The sequence below is a fragment of the Rosenbergiella gaditana genome (assembly GCF_018494065.1).
Lineage (GTDB): Bacteria > Pseudomonadota > Gammaproteobacteria > Enterobacterales > Enterobacteriaceae > Rosenbergiella > Rosenbergiella gaditana.
Genome location: NZ_JABBFR010000003.1, coordinates 90,438 through 104,788, shown reverse-complemented (window position 1 = coordinate 104,788; position 14,351 = coordinate 90,438). Strand labels below are relative to the sequence as shown.

Sequence of the window (14,351 nt, the reverse complement as noted above, 5' to 3'; positions counted from 1 at the left end):
TGACAAATGAATAATATTAAGAATCTATTCTATATATCTACCGTGCAAGTTGTAAATTACCTTTTTCCTATAATTACCGTACCTATTATAGCTCGTACTTTCGGACCGGAAAATGTTGGTATTATAAACTACATCGCTGCTATAGTTGGATACTTCTCCTTATTTGTGAACTATAGTTTTAATTATACCGGTGTACGTTGGTTAAGTAGAAACCCAGCCGATAAAAATGTATTGTTTTGTGGGATTTTTATTGTTCAGTTGGCTATTTTTATCTTTTGTACTATTTTATTCTCAGTTGTAATTTATCTTTTTCAAGATTTGCAAAGATATTCATTACTCTGTTGGGTTTCTTATTTCTCATGTATTGCTAGTCTTTTTACGCAAAATTGGTTTCTTCAATCATTTAGTAATTTTAAGGTTATTGCGATTTTCTCTTTTATTACAAAGCTGATTACATTTATCCTTATTATTCTATTTATTAGTGACAAAAATGATTTAGTGCTATACTCGGCAATATTAAACGTGACTACATTTTTAACATCCTTAACTATTTTTATTTATACGTTTAGGAAATATGAAATTAAGGCCATTATTCCTAGTTTCTTCTTTATTAAATCGCTAATCTCTGATGGTAAATATTTGTTTTTGTCATCTATAGTAACCAATATTTATACGACCACAGGAATTGTTATACTTGGCGTTCTTTCTACAAAATTAGATGTTGGATACTACACATCTGCACAGAAACTGATGGATGTTTCTAAGTCGATTGTTTTACTTCCTATATCTCAAATTATTTTCCCGATCCTAGCTAGAAAGTTTGGTGAGGGTAAGGAACAGGGGTTAGAAACAGTCAAAAAAGTATTGCCTATATTTATAGTGATTAGTATTATGTTTTTGTTCTTTATAAATATTTTCGATGAATTAATCGTTATGCTACTTTTTGGAAAAGAATTTTTGCCTATCATCTCTTTAGTAAGAATACTTTCTATTGGGCTTTTTGCTGTATTTTTCGGCGTGTTTATTGGTGGTCAGGTCATGCTTAACTTAGGGATGGATAGTGCATTTGTCCGTATACAGATCATAATTGCCATATTAAGCCTTTTTATTAATTGCTTGTTAGTACGTGCTAATGGTGGATTAGTTACTTCAATAGTATGGAGTATATCGGAAGTTGTTATTTCTTTATATCAGGTGGTTTACCTTTATAGAAGGGGAGTCATTATATTTTCATGGGATACTTTATCATACAATTCTATTTTGGGATCTATAAAATATGTACTCAATAAAAAATAGCCTAAAAATTTCAAGTTTCTTAAGGATGATAAAGAAAAAAATAAATATATATTTTATAAGGATGAGGTCAGACAAAAGATATATTGATCCTATATTTTTAGAAATAAATCAGAATTCAAAAAAATCTGATTATGTTTATCCAAAAAAAATCTGGCTGTATTGGGATGATGATAAATATATCCCAGATATAGTGAAAATATCAATTTATAGGTTAAAGAAATTCTGTGCCGATTTTGAGGTGGTCTTATTAAATAGTAAAACAGTATATAAATATGTTAATTTAACTAACTTTAACGCATCTTTACCTCCAGCTATAAAAGCAGATTTCATACGATTAAGTCTACTTAATGATTACGGTGGAGTTTGGATGGATGCATCAATTATATTAAATGAAAACTTAGATTGGATATTCAGTAAGATAAATGGCCAGGATGCTTTTGTTTTTTTCTCTGATGAATGTACGTCTGATATAAAAAGACCTATCACTGAGAATTGGTTTATTATTTCACCATTAGGTAGCCGATTCATTTCTGATTGGCTAGATGAATTTAAGAAGTGTGTTTTTAGTAGTAATCCTATCTCTTATTACAATTCAATTAAATTCGATAAAAGTTTAGTCCAACAATTAACTAGGGTGGATTATTTGCTTTGCTACATTTCTGCAATAGTAGTTACCAATAACAGCCATTACAATATATTATATTCTTCTTCGGCCAGTTCGGGTCACTACTTCAACTATCTGCACCATTTTTCTGGTGACTACGTAGCAGCTGAACTTACTTTAAAAAATAAAAGTAATTTACCCTTCGTCAAGATGGTTAAATTAACTTCTGGTTCTAGATCCTCAGTTCAGAAAAATATTGACAAGGATCTAATTCTTGATAAAAGTTATATAGGGGATATTATAAGAGAGTATGAATCGAGCGAAAAATGAATATTATTTATGCTTATTTTATTATAAGTAATAAATCACCATTAAGTTATTCTTTGATAATTAATGAACTTTACCGATATTATAAATGTAGGGATAAGTTTGGCGGATGTTGCTATTTAAATGAAATTTTCTTAATAAAGATATAATGTCTATGTAGTTGATTTTTGCTTATATGTTTCTAGGGGTTGCTGAATTGCAATATAAAAATAGTTATCTTGTTTTAAAATTTTGGGGCTTAAATATTTATCGTCGATAATTCATTGATATGGGTTTATATAAATTCCATCAAGAATTTCAACCTATCCCAATATATATTTAAGGTGACTATTGATGTGATTTTTTTGTCTTTCCGATAAACTTCAGTACGATAAGTAAATATTTTAAAATACCTGGTTGCCAAGTGATGATCGATATATACTTCAAGAATATTTATTGTTTCCCGGAGGTATCAACAATTGAAGATTAACATAAAACTTGTATGGGAAAAACCGCATGAGGTTTTTTAATAGTTATATAAAAATTTGGCGGAGATTTTCGGGGTAAATATTAGAAATGGATTTTCAAGATACTACCTGTGAACTCAATTAGTATAGATAATTTAAAACCTTCTAGGTTGCTTTCTAGTTAATTTAATATATTTCAATACTTGCGTCTACCGTTAGGCTACTACCGTAATTAGTTATGGCGACAATGATATTTCTTTAACACGCATCACCGACCATAAATATTTTTTTACCTTGAGGATGTGAGGTTTTCATCTATTACTGAGAGTTTACTCTCTTCTATTATCCTAGCAATGTTCCTTACTATTTGATTAGGTAAATGGAGGGCGTAGGTCTTATTTATTATCACGTAACTTTTAGCTACCAAAGAAAATAATACAAGCATTACAGGCTACCTAGCAACTTATCGTTAATCCGATAAATAATTTTTTTTTACTAAAAAGATATGACTTGGAATTTTCTTAAGCCAAAGTAAACTTGTATTGAAATGTCAGTTTTACGGTACATGTACTCTACTATAAATTTTATTTTATCTATAAAAAGTTGAAAAAATGAAAATCCTCCTCACAGGCGCTAACGGCCAGCTTGGCCGTTGTTTACAAGATCTTTTTCCAAAAACGGCTGAAGTATTGGCACTCGGCTCGGCTGAACTGGACATCAGTAACCAATCTGCCGTTAATACTCAAGTTGAACAGTTCCAACCTGCCATTATCATTAATGCCGCCGCCTATACTGAAGTCGACAAGGCTGAATCGGAGCCAGAGCAGGCTGCAGCAGTGAACACCTATGCACCCGCCTATTTAGCCAGTGCGGCTAAAAAAGTCGGTGCTAAGTTTGTTCACGTCTCGACAGACTATGTATTCGAAGGTAATGGTACTCAGCCTTATATAGAGTCAGATGCGGTCTATCCTCTAGGTGTATACGGCAAAACAAAACTCGCAGGCGAGTTACTGGTTCAAAGTATTTTACCTGAGGCCATTATCATTCGTACCGCATGGGTATTTAGCGAATACGGTAATAACTTTGTCAAAACCATGCTGCGTTTAGCCAAAGACCGTCCAGAGTTAGGCATTGTCGGTGATCAACTCGGTTGTCCTACCTACGCAGGGGACATCGCCAAGGTGATTCTCGCTACGTTAGAAAATTCTGCGCCAGGCGGCATCTATCATTTTTGTGGTGATGAGCAAGTGACTTGGGCAGAGTTTGCTTCGGCTATTTTCCAGCAGGCAGAACAGCAAGGTAAATTAGCGAAACAGCCAAAGGTTAATGCAATCACTACCGCCGATTTTCCAACGCCGGCTAAGCGTCCTGCTTACTCGGTGATGTCTACAGCTAAAATCAGCGAATTCACGGCAGCCTCGCCATGGCGTCAATCATTGGCTACAGTCCTTTCGCGTTTAGATTAACTATCCAAAGACCACCTCAGGGTGGTCTCTCTTCAGACTCTCCCCAAACCCCCTCCACCATCCAGAATTCCGCAGATATTCGTCCTACTATTTATCCTTTAAGCTAGTGACCCCACGAATTAGGGGATCAACCATGCCATGAATCTTTCAGCAATCAACGGGCCGTTTATCACACAACCAACAATTTATTGAGCAAGGTTACAGTGGCTTCCCGCCTCATGTTAATCGCCCAGACTCTCAACATATAGTTAATCCGGGCCCTATCCCTATCGGCGATTACTGGTTGGAAGTAGTAACCTCTTCGCGCGGCCCACTTACGATTATGTTACATCCCGCACCACACACTAATATGTTTGGTCGGCACAGCTTTCGTATTCAAACTGGTAGCGTTACTAAGCCAGGTTACTCCTCTCAGGACTGTATTATCTTAAAAGCTCATCCACTCACCATAGATTATTACTGCCCATCATTTCCCCGCAATCACCTCAATACTCTCACTCAACTGTTGAATAACGCGCTGTGCGGCGCGGGAAAGTTGACGTGATGGGGCGACACATAACGCCAAGGTTAATGGCGAAGTAGGATTATTATGCAAAGGCACAAACACTAAATTCTTCTCTTCAACATCAAACTGCACATCAATACGACTGAGCATCGCCACACCGCTGTTTTTAGTCAGAAAGCGGCGAATCAGGGCGATATCGTTACATACAATGGCATTTTCCAGCGATAACGCGGATCGCTGGTAAAGGGCGATAACCCGCTGATGCACCACTAAATCCTCGCCGGGTAAGATATGCCGTTGTCCATGCAGGTCACTGACCCGCAGTGTTTTTTCGGCGGCCAGAGGGTGCTGCGGACAAAGCGCAATACCCACCTCTAGCTCACAGAAACTTCTTACCTCCAAACCGGGGATCTCACCCGGATCGAGCAACAGCCCCACATCGAGATTTGCAGCACGTAACTGCTCGCCGATCGCTTGGCTGCTATCGATCACAATCTCTAACGTTAGCCTGGGATACTGCTCGACTAAGCGTGCCAAACAGTCGGCAATCTCCCCTTGGTTAAGAGCTTGCACCAAACCGATCTTAACCTTACCCCGCTGTAAGCCTTGGATCTCATCGAACCGTTGCCGAGTAACCTCGAATTCCCGCTGCCAGCGCAATAGGTCGGCATAGAGCAGTTCGCCCGCGGTGGTCATCCTTAGCCCTTCGGCCAGCCGCTCGAAGAGTGGCGTACCTAACGACTCCTCTGCCTGCAAAATCTGTCGGTTAATGGCCGACGCAGAGATATGTAACTGCTCTGACGCTTTACGCAGGCTACCGTGGCGGACCACAGCTAAAAAGTATAGGGCGAAGCGCGAAAATGGGCTCATGATAACTGTTCTCTTTTTTGCAACACTCTACTGAATTCTTACTGATGGATTGGAACAGGTAAAAGGTTTATCACTAAACCCATAACAAAAACAGCTTTCCGTACGATTAAGGAATTGATTATGAGCAAAGTCACCCCTCCCGCACACTGTACTTTCGAGCCAGATGATTGGTTGAAATTGGCCGCACAATGGCATCCGGTCACTCGGGCGATGGATATTGAAGGCGCACCCGTTAAAGCCGTGCTACTGGATGAACAGTTGGTGCTGTATCGTATTGCGGGGGAGGTGGTTGCCGCGCGAGATGTCTGCCCACATCGGGGTGTCCCCCTGACCCTCGGCTTTCATGATGAAGCGGGTATCGTCTGTCCTTACCACGGACTCCGTTTTGGCGAAGGCGGTAAATGTAATCGTATCCCATCGAGCCCCGGTCAACCGATCCCCGCCAAGCTTAATCTCTCGACCTTTGCTGTGGAAGAGCGCTACGGGCTGATTTGGGTCTGCCTTGCGCCGGATAGCGAAAAACCGGCCAAGCTACCGGTGATGCCGCACTGGGAGACGGCTGGCTTTCAACAGATCAACTGCCCAGGTTTCGAGGTTAATGGCTTCGCCGGTCGACAAGTTGAAGGCTTTCTCGATGTCGCACACTTCGCGTGGATCCACACTGAAACCTTCGCCGATGCGAATAATCAACAGGTTCCCGATTATCAAGCGGTGGAGCGTGAGTACGGCTTTGATGCGGATTACTGGAGTACCGTTGGTAATTATCCGGCCAGTAGCGAGTTCCGTGCGCCAGAGGGCTTTAAGTGGTTGCGCCATTTTGAAATGCATCTTCCCTTTACGGCCACGTTAACCATCCATTTTCCCGGCGAGGCCCGTTTAGTCATTATGAATGCTGCCTCACCGGTGTCCGCCCGTAAGACACGTATGTTTGCACCGATCGCCCGTAATTTCGATCTCGATATCCCGGTGGAAGAGGTCTATGCCTTTAACCAACGGGTGTTTGAAGAGGATCGGTTAATGGTGGAAACCCAGATGCCGGAACGTCTTCCTCTCGATCTTAGTCTTGAGGCGCACATCCCCGCCGATCGCAGTTCTATTGCTTACCGCCGAGGGTTGAAAAAGATGGGCTTTGGCGATTTCTTCTTAGTGTGAGGTGCCCTATGGAACAGTTATCGGTCATCGTAGAGAGTCTCTGCTTGCAAGGATCGGCAAACTTAGCCGTCAGCTTTGTACCGGATTCAGCGAATACCTTATTACCTGCATGGGAGGCGGGGGCACATATCGATGTGCACCTTGCTCCCGGACTGATACGGCAATATTCATTGACCGGATCTTGCAACGATCGCCGACGCTACGAGATTTGCGTGGCGCATGACGCGGCCTCTCGGGGGGGATCGCGTTATGTGCACCAACAATTACGGCCCGGCGATCGTCTTACCCTCTCTGCGCCACGTAATCTCTTCGCACTGCAGCCCGCGAAGCGGGTACTGCTAATCGCTGCGGGAATCGGTATTACCCCCCTCTATGCGATGGCCCTACAATTGGAGCAGCAAGGTATTGCTTTTAGCTTACACTACTATTGTCGCCATGCTCAGCAGGCTGCTTACCAATCGGTATTGTCTGCACCTTGGCAATATGGGAAATGTCATCTGTGGTTAAGCGAGGAGGGTAACAGTCCTCGACACCATCAGCCCGCTGAATTGGCGCAGCCAGATACCGACACATTGATCTATCTCTGTGGCCCTGAAGCTTTTATGCAGCATCAACGAGAATCCGCGCGGGCTTTAGGCTGGGCTGACGAGGCAATCTATACCGAAGCCTTTAAACCGCCAGTGGCTAGCCGTGAGGTGGGAGATGACGAGACGTTTATCATTACTCTGGCATCGACTGGCCAACAATGGCCAGTGAGTTCACAGCAAACCATCGCCCAAGTCTTATTGGAGCAAGGCGTATCAATACCGCTTTCCTGCGAAATGGGCATGTGTGGGGCCTGTTTAACCAATGTTATTTCGGGAGAAGTTGACCATCGCGATACGGTACAGAGTGAGCAAGAGAAGAGCGGGGCGCAGCAGCAGGTGGCCCTGTGCTGTTCACGCAGTCGCAGTAAAGTGTTGGTCTTGGATCTTTGACAGAGCAGGTCCTATCCAGGGATAGGACCCAGACCCTATCGACTAGGGGGAAATATCGTTTTTTAAATCTTCTGCCCCTTCTTTGGTTTTATCCCAACCCTTTTCAGCAGCCTGCTTGGTGCTGTGCCAGGCCTTTTGCGAGCCTTCAGAAATTTTGCTACCAGTGGAGTTCGCTTTACCCTCAGCCGCATGCTTCGCCTTAAGTTTTTGCTGTGCGCCAGTATTTTGGGCTTCATGCAATTTTTCTTTAGCGGTATCTGCACCTTTATGAGCGGTGGCTAACGTCTCTTCACTCGCCTGTGTTGCGGCAAAAGCGCCAAAAGAGAGGGTTAATGCTGAAGCAAGAATCGCTAATTTTTTCATTGTCATTCTCCAAAAGAAACGTATCGTTTTTAATTATAGTTCAGACTTTATTAAGTGTGGCTTAGGTGAAAGAAAATAGAGACTTCTCTGACAGGTTTTTTTATAAACTGTGATCGAGCTAAAGAATGGTTGCGCCTATCGCTCAGTACAACACCACAAGGCGAGCAATTCTACACGAAATTGAGGAGTAAATAGCCAGCTTGATACACAGCACTTTGCTAAGTTTTCACCCCCTAGTCATAGTGCCTAAGGTATCCATCGCCTTTACCCCCCGCTAAATAGTTCAAATGTTCAATGTCGGGTAAAAAAGCTTCTTTCAATCTGAAAATTAACAGGTTAGGTAATTTATTTTCGCAGAATGAAAATAATACAGGCATACTATCGGCCTAAAAAAATTAAATATATTAATTATTCGACCCCAAATACAGGAAATCAGGTAATGAAGATTGCTATTGCTGGCACTGGTTATGTTGGACTTTCGAACGGCCTCTTACTTGCACAACATAATGAAGTGGTGGCGTTGGATATCGATCAGCAGAAGGTTGAAAAATTAAATAATAAACAATCGCCGATTGTCGATAAAGAGATTGAGTTTTACCTCGCGAATAAGCCGCTCAATTTTACCGCGACAACCGACAAATACTTTGCTTATCAGGGTGCTGACTATGTGATCGTAGCGACGCCAACGGACTACGATGTAGAGTCGAACTACTTTAATACACGCAGCGTCGAATCGGTAATAAACGATGTATTAGCGATAAACCCGCAGGCAACCATTATCATTAAATCGACCATTCCGGTAGGATTCACTCGCGCATTGAAAGAGAAACTCGGTGTTGAAAACATTATTTTCTCACCTGAGTTTTTACGTGAAGGTAAGGCCCTGTATGACAACTTGCATCCTTCCCGCATTGTGGTTGGCAGCCAAAGCGACGCGGCAAAGCAATTTGCACAGTTATTAGCGGATGGGGCAGAGAAACAAGATATTCCTGTACTCTTTACGGATGATACCGAAGCTGAAGCCATCAAACTCTTTGCCAATACCTACCTTGCACTGCGCATTGCCTATTTTAATGAACTCGATAGCTATGCTGAGCACCATGGTCTTGATGCTCGACAAATCATTGAAGGGGTAAGCCACGACCCGCGTATCGGTAACCATTATAATAATCCGTCATTTGGTTACGGCGGGTATTGTCTGCCTAAAGATACGAAACAGCTTAGGGCTAATTACCAACAGGTGCCGAATAATATTATTAATGCCATTGTGGATGCGAATCGCACTCGTAAAGATTTTATTGCCGAAAGTATTCTGAAAAAGCAGCCGAAACGTGTGGGCATTTACCGCTTAGTGATGAAGGCGGGGTCTGATAACTTCCGTGCTTCGGCTATTCAGGGCATTATGAAACGGTTAAAAGCGAAAGGGATTGAGGTGATGGTTTATGAGCCAGTCTTAAACGAAGAGACGTTCTTTAACTCACCTGTCACCCACGATCTGCAACAGCTAAAACAGCAATGTGATGTGATTATTGCGAACCGTCTGGTTGAAGAATTGCAAGATGTTAGGGATAAAGTCTATACCCGTGATCTGTTTGGCAGCGACTAATTTTTCAGACGAAATAAGGCTGACTTTTGTCATAATGCCGATCAGTTAAGGATTGGTGGAACGATCCTGTAGCTGTGTAAGAATCCGTAATCTATCCAAGGATTACGGATTTTTTTATGCTACTCAGTCAGGCACTAGATTCCGTTCACAAATTTATGCCACAGGAGTTCTCTGCGCTTGCAGATCTGTTCTCTCCTGAACTTGTCAATGAATGCCTCGCAGACACGGGCACAGGCAATCTGCAATATGGCCCAGTGGGAGCGAAGCTGGAAAACGCGACGTTTTACAAATCGAGCGGGTTCGGAAATTGGAAGTATAAAAAAGATCTCAAGAGGATCCTTTTTAAATTAACCAATGCATCATCATTTCAGCGCTGAATAAATCACAATCCCTTAGGGAGTCGTCCAACAATCAGTAGCGGGTTAATGTTCAGATTAATTCATTATTGGCGAGTGTAATGATACAAGATCCTTCCATAAAAAAATAAAGCCAGAAAAAATCTGGCTTTAGCATTCACGATAATAACACTATTAACGCTTTTTCTTGGTTCCCTGAACCGCTTTAAAACGAGGATTACTTTTACAAATAACAAATACCCGACCGTGGCGACGCACGATCTTGCAATCAGGGTGACGCTGTTTGGCTGATTTCAGTGAGCTGAGAACTTTCATACTTTATCCTTTTTGGGGTGATCAAAAAAGCGGCCAAAGCGTTGTGCAAAGCGCGCGGCGCTCCCTTCTTTGGCAAACTCTTTTTGCTTACCGGTATAGAAAGGGTGAGAGTGGGCAGAGACATCCAAGGTGACATAGGGATAAACCTCCCCTTGGTACTCGACGGTCCGGTCCGTGTTAATCGTCGATCCGATGACCATATAGTGATCGGCACCCAGATCGTGGAACACGACTTGACGATAGGTGGGATGAATGGAAGGTTTCATAATCGCTCCTAAATGTTATGTTATAATATAACGATAAAGGATTGGCATGACGGGTGCAAGTCTCTTTGATCAAAATAGTCGCGTTATCAGGTTAATGCTTGCTCAATACGCTGTAGCAGGCTGGCACTCGTCATGCCTAAATAGCGGCTAAACGTGATGCGGGCGGCAGAATCTGCGCGGTGCCGAGGGGTAACAACGTTTACCGTAAACGGTACCGAGTGGCTAAACCGGCGCATCACAACATTATGAGCCAAGTAATCGACAGCGGTCAGTGGATTGATGATTGACACGCCACAGCCTTGTCCGACCATGGCACATACCGAGGCCGCACTATGGGTTTCGAGGGCCAGCCGCCGAGAAATACCCTCAGCGTGAAACAGTTGATCGAGTAATTGCCGATAACTGTCGGTGCGTGAAAGGCTGATAAAAGGCAGCTCGCTAAAGTCTTGTGGACAGAGCACCTTGCGTGAGGCCAATGGATGGTCGCGAGGAAGCACACAGACTTCATCCACGGTAAGCAGGTTATTGCTTTCACAGCCTTCAGGCACCGATTGAGTTTCGGTAATCCCGAGGTCGAAGCGTTGTGCCGTTAACCACTCTTCAAGCAATGGCGACTCTTGCGGGGTGATGGTCATGCTCGCCGCAGGGTAGTCACTCAAATAGGCCGCGCAGGCATGGGGGAGAAGGGATTGTGAAAAAGCCGGTAAACAGGCAATAGTCATTTCTGCTTGGTCGAACTGTGCTAAACCGGCGGCGGTCTCTTGAATGCGTTCTCGACCATACCAGCTACGTTGTACCTCCTCAAATAATCGAAATCCTTGCTGTGTCGGGTGTAAACGGCCTTGGCTACGCCGAAATAAGGGCACAGTTAACTGTTGCTCAAGACGCGCTAATTCACGGCTCAAGGTGGGTTGTGACGTGCGTAATAGGGTTGCTGCACTGGTCAAGGTGCCTTGGGTCATGACCGCATGGAAGATTTCAATCTGTCGCCAGCTTAACGGAGCCATCACTCTTCTCGCTAAAAGTATATCCTAGATGAATAGAGTATCGATTAAATGATATTTTTCAATATACAAAGAGTATGGCTTACTGTGGATATTGCTTAAGGAGATAATTATGCCCACCCTGATCACTGACCCCGCAACCGCCTTACATCACAGCCAGTTGCTGGCCCTTGCTAAGCATTACCAAGGGCCTTTTTGGGCTTATGATGCGCAGATCATTCGTCAGCAAATCGCCAAACTACGCCAGTTTGATGTGATCCGTTTTGCCCAAAAGTCATGCTCAAATACCCATATTCTTCGTTTAATGCGCGAGGAAGGGGTCAAAGTCGACTCGGTGTCAGTGGGGGAATTAACCCGCGCTTTACAGGCAGGATATCAGCCAGAAGGCGACGACATTGTCTTTACGGCGGACCTGCTCGATCGGGAGGGGCTGGCTCGGGTGGTCGAATTAAATGTCGCGGTCAATACCGGGTCAATCGATATGCTGAAACAGCTCGCTGCGCTATCGCCGGGGCATCGTGTGTGGTTACGGATCAATCCTGGCTTTGGTCATGGTCACAGCCAGAAAACCAATACCGGTGGCGAGAACAGCAAGCACGGCATTTGGTATCAGCAGCTACCGGATGCGCTGGCGGTGATTCAACACGCTGGCTTGCAGTTAGAAGGCTTACATATGCATATCGGATCAGGGGTGGATTATCAACATCTCCAACAGGTCTGCGACGCAATGGTTGAGCAAGTACTTACCAGCGGCTGTGATCTACACGCCATCTCAGCAGGGGGGGGCTTATCGACCCCTTATACCTTTGAAGAGCAAGAGATCGATCCTGCGCACTATTTCTCCTTGTGGGACCGAGCGCGTCAGCGTATTGCCGAGCATCTTGGGCATAAGATTACACTCGAAATAGAGCCGGGACGTTTTCTCGTCGCACAATCAGGGGTGTTGGTCAGTGAAGTACGGGGCACCAAATGGATGGGTAACCGCCACTTCACTTTGGTCGATGCGGGATTCAGTGATTTAATGCGACCGGCGATGTATGGCAGTTATCATCATATTTCGGTCATGCCTGCTGACAGCAGTGATGCCACCGTTCGGCCCAGTCAAGAGACGTTAGTCGCAGGGCCGCTGTGTGAGTCGGGGGATGTGTTTACTCAATTGGCGGGCGGTGAAGTTGAACCCCGTGCGCTCCCCCAGCCTCAGGTCGGGGATTACCTGGTCTTTCACGATACCGGCGCTTATGGGGCCTCGATGTCTTCGAACTACAATAGTCGTCCCTTAATTCCCGAAGTGTTGTTGGACCAAGGTCGTGCCATCGAGATCCGTCGTCGGCAAACCCTGGATGAACTCTTAGCTTTAGAAAGCGCTCAGCCTCTAGCTTGCTAAGTATCCTAGACTAAAGTTCTTCTAAGCGCGCCACCGAGTGGCGAATGACCAAGGTCGGTTGAAAGAGATGCGTCACCGGCGGTGGCGCTAAACCGTTACCCAAGGCCAAGGCTAAATGTGCCGCCTGCTGCGCCATGGCGACCACAGGGTAGCGAATGGTAGTTAGGCGTGGGCGAACATAGCGGGAGACATGCACATCATCAAAACCAATGATGGAGATCTGTTCAGGTACCTTTAAGCCATTATCGATTAAGGCGGCGAGGGCGCCTGCCGCCATCGAATCGTTATAGCAAGCGATGGCGGTAAAGTGTCGACCTTGTGCCAATAATGAAACCATCGCTTGCTCACCACCTGTCTCATCCGGTTGACCATAAGCGATAAATTCGGTTTGCGGCGATAATCCATGATCACGGAGCGCATCGTGATAACCGGCAAGACGTTCTTTCGCATCGGAAATGGAATGGGTGGAGCAGATATAGGCAATTTTTTGATGACCTTGACTGATCAAATGACGCGTGGCTAACCAGCTACCATATCGGTTGTCTAAGGCGATACAGCGTGACTCGAAGCCTTTTACCACGCGATTATTGAGCACCATTCCTGGCACCTGTTGCATAAGAGTGTGCAGGTCGTCGTCGCTGATCATTTTGGCATGCACCACTAGGCTTTGACATTGATGGCGAATAAGCTGTTCGATGGCCAATTTTTCTTGCGACGCGCGGTGATAACCGTTACCGATCAATAAGAAGTTCCCGGTCTGAATGGCGACTTGATCCACCGCTTTGACCATCGCACCAAAAAAGGGGTCCGACACATCATTAACCAGTAATCCTAAGGTCGCTGTCGATTGTTGAGCGAGCGCACGGGCGTTGGCATTGGGAATATAGTTAAGCTGCGCCATCGCCTCGGTCACCACTTTTTGTGAGTGAGCACTAGCTTTAGGGGATTGGTTAAGAACCCGTGAGACAGTTGCCACGGAAACTCCCGCCAGCCGGGCGACATCCTTGATAGTAGCCATAATAAAAACTTCCAGAGTAAACGTTTACACTCCGTTATGGTACGTCAATCATTAGGCTATGTAACCCTGATAAGTGCCGCGTAGCTCTCAGTTTTGGTCTAAATTCGCGGTAATTAGCGTGAAAACGTAACGATGCTTAAAGTTAGTTACATTTTGCGGGGGTCTGTTGCGTTTTAAGGCTGGCTGCTTCTCTTCTATTTTCAGTAAAGTAATTCTCCCAGAGGTATTAATCGGTGAACATCTATCCATGGATTACACCAGCCTGCGCAGTAGCGCAGGTTTTTTTTTATCTAACAATTCGCTTATCAATTATTTTTCAATACCTTATCGGGTGTTGAACGCGCCAATTACGAACTGAAACACAGTTTTCGGACCTGATAATGTCTTTTTAATGTA

Annotated in this window: 14 protein-coding genes; 8 read left to right on the top strand and 6 right to left on the bottom strand. The window is 44.3% G+C overall.

From position 1 onward, the window contains the following. Nucleotides 1-6 precede the first annotated feature (6 nt). The 4 genes from HH682_RS03305 (at nucleotide 7) to HH682_RS16080 (ending at nucleotide 4,683) form a co-directional block, all read left to right on the top strand. Nucleotides 7-1,296, top strand: coding sequence for an oligosaccharide flippase family protein (locus tag HH682_RS03305; protein ID WP_214236205.1), 1,290 nt, complete (start codon nucleotides 7-9; stop codon nucleotides 1,294-1,296). Between the two features lie 25 nt (nucleotides 1,297-1,321). Beyond that, nucleotides 1,322-2,230 (top strand): glycosyltransferase family 32 protein, encoded by a 909-nt coding sequence (locus tag HH682_RS03300; protein ID WP_214236204.1) that lies wholly within the window; start codon nucleotides 1,322-1,324, stop codon nucleotides 2,228-2,230. A gap of 1,054 nt (nucleotides 2,231-3,284) precedes the next feature. Further along, the gene (rfbD, locus tag HH682_RS03295) at nucleotides 3,285-4,139 is read left to right on the top strand and encodes a dTDP-4-dehydrorhamnose reductase (protein ID WP_214236203.1); all 855 of its coding nucleotides are present in this window, start codon (nucleotides 3,285-3,287) and stop codon (nucleotides 4,137-4,139) included. A 142-nt stretch (nucleotides 4,140-4,281) separates the two neighbouring features. Beyond that, nucleotides 4,282-4,683, top strand: a complete 402-nt coding sequence (locus HH682_RS16080; RefSeq protein WP_214236309.1) for a tlde1 domain-containing protein — start codon at nucleotides 4,282-4,284, stop codon at nucleotides 4,681-4,683. Here the strand turns inward: HH682_RS16080 and HH682_RS03285 are convergent. Further along, nucleotides 4,606-5,514, bottom strand: a complete 909-nt coding sequence (locus HH682_RS03285) for a LysR family transcriptional regulator (protein WP_214236202.1) — start codon at nucleotides 5,512-5,514, stop codon at nucleotides 4,606-4,608. The two genes, HH682_RS16080 and HH682_RS03285, sit on opposite strands and share 78 nt — an antisense overlap. A gap of 120 nt (nucleotides 5,515-5,634) precedes the next feature. On the opposite strand from HH682_RS03285, the gene hpxD reads away from it, so the two are divergent. Both hpxD and HH682_RS03275 read left to right on the top strand, forming a co-directional pair. Next, nucleotides 5,635-6,666, top strand: a complete 1,032-nt coding sequence (gene hpxD / locus HH682_RS03280) for a molybdenum cofactor-independent xanthine hydroxylase subunit HpxD (protein ID WP_214236201.1) — start codon at nucleotides 5,635-5,637, stop codon at nucleotides 6,664-6,666. An 8-nt stretch (nucleotides 6,667-6,674) separates the two neighbouring features. Continuing rightward, nucleotides 6,675-7,643, top strand: coding sequence for a PDR/VanB family oxidoreductase (locus HH682_RS03275; RefSeq protein ID WP_214236200.1), 969 nt, complete (start codon nucleotides 6,675-6,677; stop codon nucleotides 7,641-7,643). 42 nt (nucleotides 7,644-7,685) lie between these two features. Here the strand turns inward: HH682_RS03275 and HH682_RS03270 are convergent, their stop codons facing one another. Then, nucleotides 7,686-8,006 (bottom strand): hypothetical protein, encoded by a 321-nt coding sequence (locus HH682_RS03270; protein WP_214236199.1) that lies wholly within the window; start codon nucleotides 8,004-8,006, stop codon nucleotides 7,686-7,688. Between the two features lie 439 nt (nucleotides 8,007-8,445). Between HH682_RS03270 and HH682_RS03265 the strand changes: the two genes are divergently transcribed. Beyond that, complete coding sequence (locus tag HH682_RS03265; RefSeq protein WP_214236198.1) at nucleotides 8,446-9,612, top strand: nucleotide sugar dehydrogenase; 1,167 nt, start codon at nucleotides 8,446-8,448, stop codon at nucleotides 9,610-9,612. Between the two features lie 530 nt (nucleotides 9,613-10,142). On the opposite strand, the gene ykgO is transcribed toward HH682_RS03265, so the two are convergent. From ykgO to HH682_RS03250, 3 genes are all read right to left on the bottom strand, one after another. After that, nucleotides 10,143-10,283 carry a type B 50S ribosomal protein L36 gene (gene ykgO / locus HH682_RS03260; protein WP_048913566.1) on the bottom strand — a complete coding sequence of 47 codons (141 nt, stop codon included), beginning with the start codon at nucleotides 10,281-10,283 and terminating at the stop codon, nucleotides 10,143-10,145. Continuing rightward, entirely contained in the window at nucleotides 10,280-10,549 is a 270-nt protein-coding gene (locus HH682_RS03255) for a type B 50S ribosomal protein L31 (protein ID WP_214236197.1), read from the bottom strand. Before HH682_RS03255 ends, ykgO begins: the two co-directional genes overlap by 4 nt. A gap of 86 nt (nucleotides 10,550-10,635) precedes the next feature. Then, on the bottom strand, nucleotides 10,636-11,556 hold the full coding sequence (locus HH682_RS03250) for a LysR family transcriptional regulator (protein ID WP_214236196.1): 921 nt from the start codon (nucleotides 11,554-11,556) through the stop codon (nucleotides 10,636-10,638). Between the two features lie 109 nt (nucleotides 11,557-11,665). Between HH682_RS03250 and lysA the strand changes: the two genes are divergently transcribed. Then, nucleotides 11,666-12,937 (top strand): diaminopimelate decarboxylase, encoded by a 1,272-nt coding sequence (gene lysA / locus HH682_RS03245; protein WP_214236195.1) that lies wholly within the window; start codon nucleotides 11,666-11,668, stop codon nucleotides 12,935-12,937. A 10-nt stretch (nucleotides 12,938-12,947) separates the two neighbouring features. Here the strand turns inward: lysA and galR are convergent, their stop codons facing one another. Next, nucleotides 12,948-13,955 carry an HTH-type transcriptional regulator GalR gene (gene galR / locus HH682_RS03240; protein ID WP_214236194.1) on the bottom strand — a complete coding sequence of 336 codons (1,008 nt, stop codon included), beginning with the start codon at nucleotides 13,953-13,955 and terminating at the stop codon, nucleotides 12,948-12,950. Between the last annotated feature and the right edge of the window lie 396 nt (nucleotides 13,956-14,351).